This is a genomic window from Rathayibacter tanaceti (assembly GCF_001634385.1).
GTDB classification, from domain to species: Bacteria; Actinomycetota; Actinomycetes; order Actinomycetales; family Microbacteriaceae; genus Rathayibacter; species Rathayibacter tanaceti.
On sequence record NZ_LIIN01000119.1, the window covers coordinates 1 to 8,792 of the forward strand.

Genomic DNA, 8,792 nt, shown 5'->3' on the forward strand with positions numbered 1-8,792 from the left:
CCGGGTGCTACCGCGACCGCTCGCGCTCGTGCTGGCCGTGCCGACGGCCGCGCAGCTGGCGTGCCAGCCGGTGGTGCTGCTCGTGGATCCGTCGCTGCCCGTCTACGGCGTGCTCGCCAACCTGCTCGCCGAGCCGGCCGCTCCGGCGGCGACGGGACTCGGGCTGATCGGCTGCCTTCTCGCGCCCTGGTGGCCCTCCGGAGCTGACATCGCGATCCGGCTCGCCGCTGTGCCCGCCTGGTGGATCGCGTCGATCGCGCGGGCGGTCGCTCGTGGCCACAGCCCGTTTCGCGTGGTGGCCCGGCCTCGTCGGCGCGCTCGCCTTGACCGCGCTGACGCTCCTGGCCCTGGTGCTGGTCACCCGCTCTCCGCGCCTCGCGCGGCTCAGGAGGACGGCGGCGGTCGGTCTCGCTTGCGCGCTGGCGGCGATGGGCGGGACGACGGCCGCGACGCCGCTGCTGCGCACGGCGGCGGTCCCCGCCGACTGGCGGGTGGCGATGTGCGACGTCGGACAGGGAGACGCCCTGCTCCTGCGCGGCGACGCCGGTGTCCTGCTCGTCGACACCGGGCCGGAACCCGATCGGCTGGACGCCTGCCTCCGCATGATGGGGGTGGACCGCGTGGCGCTGCTGGTGCTCACGCACTACGACCTCGACCACGTGGGCGGGCTCACGGCTGCGCTCGGCCGCACCGACTCCGCTCTGGTCGGCCCGGTGGCAGCCCGCGACGACGAGCGCGATCGGGCGGCGCTGACCGGCTCGGGAGCGGCGGTGCAGGAGGCCGCGCGCGGCGACTCCGGCTCGCTCGGGTCACTCCGCTGGCGCGTGGAGTGGCCGGAGCGGGGGAGCGCGCTCCGCGGGAACGAGGCGAGCGTGACCCTCCGCGTCGACATCGGGCCGGATGCGCGAGGCGGACCGCTCTCGGTTGCTCTGCTTGGCGATCTCGGCGCAGAGGAGCAGGGGCGCGTCGCGCGGCTTCCCGTCGGCCGGGTCGACGTGGTGAAGGTCGCGCACCACGGCTCGGCCGACCAGGCCCCTGCGCTCTACGACGTGCTCGGTGCGCGGATCGGTCTGATCTCGGTCGGGGCGGGGAACGACTACGGGCACCCGACCCCTTCGCTCCTGGCGCTGCTGGCCGCGCGCGGCGTCGAGACGCTGAGATCGGATGTCGAGGGTACGGTCGTGCTCGCGTCCCGCAGCGAAGGGGTCGTGGTCTGGACGAGTGGCGCGAGCGCCGTCCCTCCGTGATGACGGCCGTCCGAAGGCTGAGCGCCTCCCCCCTTCTCCCGAGAGGATCGGCGTGCCGCTCATCGGTCCGGCCCCCCCGATGCTCTCTCGGCTCCAGGCGGATGCGTCCAGGATCGACTCCCAGCCGCAGCGCCTCATCGCGGCGCGGTCGTGGAACGCGCCGGGCAGAGGGCTGGAGATGCAGGGCAGGTGGCCGTGCAGATCGGATCCGATCTGCACGTGCAGGCCCTGCCGGTATCTTTTCCTTGAGCCGTTCTCCCCGGTGTGCCACCCAGGGCACGGTAATTCTGCAGAGCGCGACCCACGGTGAGACCTCGGAATGCGACAGCGTCGGTGACGTTGCCTTTCTCCGCTTCATGGGCGCCGATGAGCAGGGTCGTGGGTGTGAGGACATCCAGCTGTACGCCGCTGATCGGTCGGAATACCGAGATGGTGACGGAAGCGAGAGTCGATGGCATCGTGATGCTGCTTCGGTGCGTTTCAAGAATGTGCTTCGTCGAATGAGTGGATGGCGGTGAAGGGTGGTCGCTCAGGAAAGCTCGAGTGGACGTACGCCGCGCCGCTCGACATGTCGGCGCGAGATCGACGGTGTACCTCGCCCACTGTGGCCGGATTCCGCGCGCTGGCACGACTCACCTCGCTGATCGTCGGATCGCCTCCCGACGGCGGCTCAGTGTCGGAGGCGGGACGTAGGGTGGAGGGCGCTCGAACGGCGCGGCACGAAGGGACGACGGATGGCAGGTAGGGCCCCGGCGCGCGCGAAAGCGGCGCCCGCGAAGGCGGCGATCCCGCAGCTCGCCTGGAACCAGACGCGGCCCGCGCCGATCGTGCTGATCACCGGTCCGGAGCAGTTCCTCGCGGACCGCGCGCTGCGCTTCCTCCGCGAGTTCCTCCGCGCGGAGGACCCGAGCCTGGAGGTCAGTGACATCGACGCCGGCGGCTACGCGCCGGGCGAGCTGCTGACGCTCGCGAGCCCGTCCCTCTTCGACGAGCCGCGGCTCATCCGGGTCTCGAACGTCGAGAAGTGCACCGACGCGTTCCTCCTCGAGACGCTCGACTACCTCGCGGCGCCCGCCGATGGAGCGACCGTGGTGCTCCGCCACGGCGGCGGCAACCGCGGCAAGAAGCTGCTCGACGCGATCCGCTCGGGCACGGGGGGCGGGATCGAGATCGTCTGCGCAGAGCTCAAGCGCGAGAGCGACAAGGTCGACTTCGCGATCGCCGAGTTCCGCACCGCCGGGCGCACGGCGACGACCGGTGCCGTCCGCGCTCTCGTCTCGGCCTTCTCGGACGACCTGGACGAACTCGCCTCCGCCTGCCAGCAGCTGCTCTCGGACGTGACCGGCGAGATCACCGAGGCGACTGTCGCGAAGTACTACGGCGGCCGGGTCGAGACGACCGCGTTCACCGTCGCGGACTCCGCCATCGCGGGACGGCACGGGGAGGCGCTGCTCGGGCTCCGCCACGCCCTTGCGTCCGGCGCGGACCCCGTCCCGATCGTGGCCGCCTTCGCGAGCAAGCTGCGCACGATGGCGAAGGTCGCCGGCACCCGCGAGGGCTCCGGCCAGGTCGCCTCCCGCCTCGGGCTCGCCCCGTGGCAGGTGGACCGCGCCCGCCGCGACCTGCAGGGCTGGACCGGCGAGGGACTGGGCACGGCGATCCTCACGGTCGCCGACACCGATGCCAACGTCAAGGGCGCCACTCGCGACCCGGTCTACGCGCTCGAGCGCATGGTCTCCGTCGTCTCCGCCCGAGGCCTCTAGGCGTGGTTCCTCGGATCGTCCTACCCGGTACGTCCCCCCGCTCCTGCCGGCGTGACCATCGCGCGAGGCCGACCGCGCGACGAGCAGCGACGAGGCACACGAGCGACGAGGCGCACGAGGAGCCTGTCGACGGCGGAGCTGCAACGACGACGGGGCCCGGCCATCGGCCGGACCCCGTCGTCGTTGCAGCGAAGCGCAGAGTTACAGCGCCGCGACCCGCTTCGCGATGGCCGACTTGCGGTTCGCGGCCTGGTTCTTGTGGATGACGCCCTTGCTGGCGGCCTTGTCGAGCTTCTTCGCGGCGAACGCGAGGGCCGTCGAGGCCGTGGTGGCGTCGCCGGCGGCGATGGCGGTGTGGACCGAGCGGATGGCGGTCTTCAGCTCGCTCTTCACGGCCTTGTTGCGCTCGTTCGCCTTCTTGTTGGTGAGGTTGCGCTTGATCTGCGACTTGATGTTTGCCACGTGGATTACCTTCTTCTCGGATGTGCGTGTGTGCAGCCGGCTACTCGACGGAGTGCCCCTTCCGCGGGTGTCTGAACGCCCTGCGGTGCGACTGGAGGTCGCCGGCTTCTGATCACTCCACGCCTGCCGGGTGTCCGGAGGGGGAGCGCAAGCCAACAAGGAACTTTAGCGCACCCGCCGTCGCCCTTCAACCGCGCCGCACCCGCCTCCTGCTCGCCCCTCAAGATGCCTCTTCGGTACGCGACACGCCGGGGAAGGCGTACCGAAGAGGCATCTCGCGGGGGAGGCGCGCCGGTAGCGTGACGACCGTGCCCCGTCTCGCCGACCACGTCTCCACGGAGCCGCCCGCGGGCGTCGGCCGACCGGTCGAGAGCGCGCTGCGGGTCGACGGAGCGCCGCTCGCGAGGACCGAGCCCGACGCGTCAGCACTGCGCCGCGCGATCACGGTCGTGCGCGCATGAGCCCCGGCGACGTCCTGGTCCGCCGGGTCTGGGCGGAGGAGTACGACGAGGTCTCACGCCTGCGCCTCGCCGCATACGCCCACGACTACGAGCTGGGGGAGGAGTATGCGGCCGACATCGCCGCAGTCGCCCGGCACGACCGTGAGGGCGAGGTGTGGGTCGCTGTGGACGTCGACGGCCGCATGCTCGCCACCGTGACCACTGCGCGCCAGGGAGCCAACCTCTACGAGCTCGGCCGGCCGGGGGAGCTGGACTGGCGGCTGCTCGCGGTCCATCCGGAGGCGCGCGGGCGCGGCCTCGGGCGCCTCCTGACCGAGTTCGTCGTGATGCTCGCCGTTGAGCGAGGTCTCGACCGGGTCGTGATGAACAGCGGCAGCCTGATGACCGCGGCGCACGCCCTCTACGAGAGCATGGGCTTCGTCCGGCTCGGCGATCGCGAGAACCCGCCCGGCGTGGAACCGACCCGCACCTATGGGCTCGAGCTGTAGCCCGGCCCCCGCCGCCGGGCATGGGACACTGGTCCCACGATGTCTCCACGTGCACACACCGGCCTCGAGCCCGCCGCGACCGATCCGGCGTCCCTCCGCAACTTCTGCATCATCGCCCACATCGATCACGGCAAGTCCACTCTCGCCGACCGCATGCTCGGCATCACGGGGGTCGTGGAGGACCGGGCGATGCGCGCGCAGTACCTCGACCGGATGGACATCGAGCGCGAGCGCGGCATCACGATCAAGTCGCAGGCCGTGCGGATGCCGTGGGAGCGCGACGGCCGCACCTTCGCCCTCAACATGATCGACACCCCGGGCCACGTCGACTTCTCCTACGAGGTCAGCCGCTCGCTCGCCGCCTGCGAGGGCGCGATCCTCCTGGTCGACGCCGCGCAGGGCATCGAGGCGCAGACCCTCGCCAACCTCTACCTCGCGCTCGAGAACGACCTCACGATCATTCCGGTCCTCAACAAGATCGACCTCCCCGCTGCCGATCCCGACAAATACGCGAAGGAGCTCGCGAGCCTGATCGGCGGCGACCCCGACGACGTGCTCCGCGTCTCCGGCAAGACCGGCGTGGGCGTCGAGGCGCTCCTCGACCGCGTCACCGAGCTCATCCCGCCGCCTGTCGGCGACGCCGACGCCCCCGCACGCGCGATGATCTTCGACTCCGTGTACGACGCCTACCGCGGAGTCGTCACCTACGTCCGGATGATCGACGGCAAGCTCTCGCCGCGCGAGAAGATCCAGATGATGTCGACCCGTGCGACGCACGAGATCCTCGAGATCGGCGTCTCGAGCCCCGAGCCGGTCGCCACCAAGGGGCTCGCGGTCGGCGAGGTCGGCTACCTGATCACCGGAGTGAAGGACGTCCGCCAGTCGAAGGTCGGCGACACCGTCACCACGGCATCCAAGCCCGCGACCGAGGCGCTCCCCGGCTACACCGAGCCGCTGCCGATGGTCTTCTCCGGCCTGTACCCGATCGACGGCAGCGACTACCCGGATCTGCGCGAGGCTCTCGACAAGCTGAAGCTCTCGGACGCCGCGCTCGTGTACGAGCCAGAGACCTCCGTCGCGCTCGGCTTTGGCTTCCGCTGCGGATTCCTGGGGCTCCTGCACCTCGAGATCATCACCGAGCGCCTCCAGCGCGAATTCGGCCTCGACCTGATCACGACGGCGCCCTCGGTCATCTACGAGGTCTCGACGGAGGACAAGAAGACCGTCACCGTCACCAACCCGAGCGAGTTCCCGGTCGGCAAGATCGCGGCTGTGACCGAGCCGATCGTTAAGGCCGCGATCCTCGCGCCCAAGGACTACGTCGGCACGATCATGGAGCTCTGTCAGAGCCGCCGCGGCACGCTGATCGGCATGGAGTACCTGGGCGAGGACCGCGTCGAGATCCGCTACCACATGCCCCTCGGCGAGATCGTCTTCGACTTCTTCGACAACCTCAAGTCGAAGACCGCCGGCTACGCCTCGCTCGACTACGAGCCCGCCGGCTCGCAGGAGGCCGACCTGGTGAAGGTCGACATCCTGCTCCAGGGCGAGCAAGTCGACGCCTTCAGCGCGATCGTGCACCGCGAGAAGGCCTACGCGTACGGCGTGCTGATGACAGGGCGGCTGCGCAAACTCATCCCGCGGCAGCAGTTCGAGGTCCCGATCCAGGCCGCCATCGGCGCCCGGATCATCGCGCGGGAGTCGATCAGCGCGATGCGCAAGGACGTCCTGGCCAAATGCTACGGCGGCGACATCACCCGCAAGCGTAAGCTCCTCGAGAAGCAGAAGGAGGGCAAGAAGCGGATGAAGATGGTCGGCCGCGTCGAGGTCCCCCAGGAGGCGTTCATCGCCGCGCTCTCGGGCGACGTCGAGACGAAGGACAAGAAGTAGGGGCACCCGCCCCCGCGTCGCCTCCCCGTCACGTCGGATAGTCTGGGTCGGATGGACAGCACGGCCCGGCGGGCGAAGCCGACGCACGCCGTGCGCGACGTGTCCGGGAAGAAGGTCGGGACGTGAGCATCCGCCGCTCCAACTTCGAGGGCCAGCCGCAGGTCACCTACGCGGCCGTCGGCGGCACGTTGGCGCCCGATCTGCTCGAGTACCCGCCGGACGGCTTCACCGCCGAGCGCTTCGAGGCGCGCCTCGGCTCCGGCGACGAGCGGTTCGCCATCACCTCCGCCTCACTGATGACGTGGGGCGTTCAGCGCGGCAGCGGCATCGAGGTCACCGACATCTCCACCGGCAGCGGCGTGCAGTACACCGGCGTGAACTTCGACTCCGCAGGCACGCCGATCGATCTGGTCAGCCGACCGACCGAGGAGCACTTCGCGCCGGACGGCACCCCCTACATCACGGCGGGTGTCACCGCGGTGCTCAAGGTCGTCCTCCTCGGCCGCACCTTCGACGCTCCCGTGCGGGTCGTCTACGTCGTCGACGAGCCCGACCAGATCGGCTTCGCCTACGGCACCCTCGAGGGCCACCCCGAGAGCGGCGAGGAGTCGTTCGTCGTCGAGCGGCGCGCCGACGACTCGGTCTGGCTCGTCATCCGTGTCTTCTCCCGCCCTTCCACCCGCCTGTACCGCCTGGGCGCGCCGGTGCTGCGTGCCGTGCAGAAGCGCCAGGTCAAGAAGTACCTGCGCGCTCTGCTGCCGGCGCGCGTCAGCTGACGTGGGCAGCGCCCTCCCGCTCGCCGATCCGGCCCCCCTCGACGGACTCCTGCCCGGCTCGGTCGCCGAGGGGGCCGAGAACCGCGACCTCGGACTGTACGTGCACGTCCCGTTCTGCCGGGTGCGCTGCGGGTATTGCGACTTCAACACCTACACCGCCACCGAACTGCGCGGAGCACGCCAGCAGGACTACGCCGACGAGGCGATCGCCGAGATGGCGCTCGGCGCCGGTGTCCTTGAGCGCGCGGGCCTGCCGCGGCGCCCGGCAGCGACGGTGTTCTTCGGAGGCGGCACCCCCACGCTCCTGCCCGCGGGCGATCTCGTGCGGATGCTCGACGGGCTGCGCGGGCACTTCGGCGTCGCACCCGGCGCCGAGATCACGACCGAGGCGAACCCCGACTCCGTCGACGCCGCCTACCTGCGGGCGCTGGCCGACGCCGGATTCACCCGGGTCAGCTTCGGGATGCAGTCGGCCGTTCCCCACGTGCTCGCAACCCTCGAACGCACCCACGATCCGGAGCGCGTGCCGTTTGTGGTCGAGTGGGCGCGCGAGGCGGGGCTGCAGGTCAGTCTCGACCTGATCTACGGGACGCCGGGGGAGTCGCTCGCCGACTGGGAGCTCTCGCTCGACTCCGCTCTCGCGAACCACCCCGACCACCTGTCGGCCTACGCGCTGATCGTCGAGGACGGCACGAAACTCGCCCGGCAGATCCGCCGCGGCGAGTTCGCGACTCCGGACGACGACCTCACCGCCGACATGTACGAGCTCGCCGATGCCCGGCTCGCCGCTGCCGGCTACTCCTGGTACGAGGTGAGCAACTGGTCGCGCGACGACGCGTACCGCTCACGGCACAACCTCTCCTACTGGCTCGGCCACGACTGGTGGGGCGTCGGCCCCGGTGCGCACAGTCACGTGGGCGGCGTGCGCTGGTGGAACGTGAAGCACCCGGCGGCCTACGCCGACCGGCTGAGCGCCGGATCCTCACCGGCGGCCGGTCGCGAGACGCTCGACGCGGTCACCCGGCGCGTCGAGGATGTGCTGCTGCGCTCACGGCTGGCGGACGGACTGCCGATCGACGCGGTCGCCCCGGATCGTCGGCGCGAGGTCGCCGGTCTCATCGCCGACGGGCTGGTCGATGGACGGGCGGCGCTGCGGGGCCGCGTCGTGCTGACGCTGCGGGGGCGCCTGCTGGCGGACGCGGTGGTCCGGCGGCTCACCGACGGCTGAGGCGCTGCCCGTCCGCTACCGGGACCGGCCGCCTCGCGTCCCGCGGCTGCCCGATCAGCAGGATCCCTGGGAGCGCCAGGATTGGCGGCTCGTTGCGGCGAGGCCGGCTCCGACCTACTTGAAGAACGGGATGCTGAGCGGATACGAGTAGTACTCGCCCGCGCTCGCTCGGACCGACGCGATGATCGCGAAGATCAGCACCAGGATCGGTACCGCGAACAGGACGAGGAACCCCACGAACACCGCGGTCAGGATCGTCCCCGCGATGTAGCAGATCAGCATGGTCAGCTGGAAGTTCAGCGCCGACTTTGCGTGCGCCTCCAAGAACGGACCGCGCCCCTTGAAAACCAGGTAGACGATCAGCGACGGCAGGAAGCTGAAGAAGATGCCGACGAGGTGGGTGACGATCGCCCAGGTCTTCTCGTCGGCGGGGTTCAGCGGCGGGGCGGGCGTCCCGTAGGCGGGAGGCGGGGAGGG

General features: G+C 70.8%; 9 protein-coding genes and 1 pseudogene. 8 read left to right on the plus strand and 2 right to left on the minus strand.

Annotated elements, in window-relative coordinates; translation table 11 throughout:
• Positions 1-82 precede the first annotated feature (82 nt).
• From ACH61_RS19370 to holA, 3 genes and pseudogenes are all read left to right on the plus strand, one after another.
• Positions 83-217: pseudogene (locus tag ACH61_RS19370) on the plus strand (hypothetical protein); the annotation flags it as partial.
• A gap of 55 nt (positions 218-272) precedes the next feature.
• Positions 273-1,247 (plus strand): ComEC/Rec2 family competence protein, encoded by a 975-nt coding sequence (locus ACH61_RS12475; RefSeq protein ID WP_068212481.1) that lies wholly within the window; start codon positions 273-275, stop codon positions 1,245-1,247.
• A gap of 734 nt (positions 1,248-1,981) precedes the next feature.
• Positions 1,982-3,010, plus strand: a complete 1,029-nt coding sequence (gene holA, locus ACH61_RS12480) for a DNA polymerase III subunit delta (RefSeq protein ID WP_068212482.1) — start codon at positions 1,982-1,984, stop codon at positions 3,008-3,010.
• Between the two features lie 201 nt (positions 3,011-3,211).
• On the opposite strand, the gene rpsT is transcribed toward holA, so the two are convergent.
• Positions 3,212-3,472 (minus strand): 30S ribosomal protein S20, encoded by a 261-nt coding sequence (rpsT, locus tag ACH61_RS12485; protein WP_068212483.1) that lies wholly within the window; start codon positions 3,470-3,472, stop codon positions 3,212-3,214.
• A 308-nt stretch (positions 3,473-3,780) separates the two neighbouring features.
• Between rpsT and ACH61_RS17490 the strand changes: the two genes are divergently transcribed.
• The 5 genes from ACH61_RS17490 to hemW all read left to right on the plus strand — a co-directional run bounded on the left by ACH61_RS17490 (position 3,781) and on the right by hemW (position 8,315).
• Positions 3,781-3,933 (plus strand): hypothetical protein, encoded by a 153-nt coding sequence (locus ACH61_RS17490; RefSeq protein ID WP_158286061.1) that lies wholly within the window; start codon positions 3,781-3,783, stop codon positions 3,931-3,933.
• Positions 3,930-4,421: a GNAT family N-acetyltransferase gene (locus tag ACH61_RS12490; protein ID WP_068212484.1), complete on the plus strand. Its 492-nt coding sequence runs from the start codon at positions 3,930-3,932 to the stop codon at positions 4,419-4,421. Before ACH61_RS17490 ends, ACH61_RS12490 begins: the two co-directional genes overlap by 4 nt.
• Positions 4,422-4,460: 39 nt before the next feature.
• Positions 4,461-6,311, plus strand: a complete 1,851-nt coding sequence (lepA, locus tag ACH61_RS12495; RefSeq protein WP_068212485.1) for a translation elongation factor 4 — start codon at positions 4,461-4,463, stop codon at positions 6,309-6,311.
• A 122-nt stretch (positions 6,312-6,433) separates the two neighbouring features.
• Positions 6,434-7,087 (plus strand): DUF1990 family protein, encoded by a 654-nt coding sequence (locus ACH61_RS12500; RefSeq protein ID WP_236713674.1) that lies wholly within the window; start codon positions 6,434-6,436, stop codon positions 7,085-7,087.
• A 1-nt stretch (position 7,088) separates the two neighbouring features.
• A complete protein-coding gene (gene hemW / locus ACH61_RS12505; RefSeq protein ID WP_068212486.1) occupies positions 7,089-8,315 on the plus strand; it encodes a radical SAM family heme chaperone HemW in 1,227 nt (408 codons plus the stop codon).
• 114 nt (positions 8,316-8,429) lie between these two features.
• Here the strand turns inward: hemW and ACH61_RS12510 are convergent.
• Positions 8,430-8,792, minus strand: a 363-nt coding sequence (locus ACH61_RS12510; protein WP_330220164.1) for a DUF4870 domain-containing protein, incomplete at its 5' end; no start/stop codon positions are given.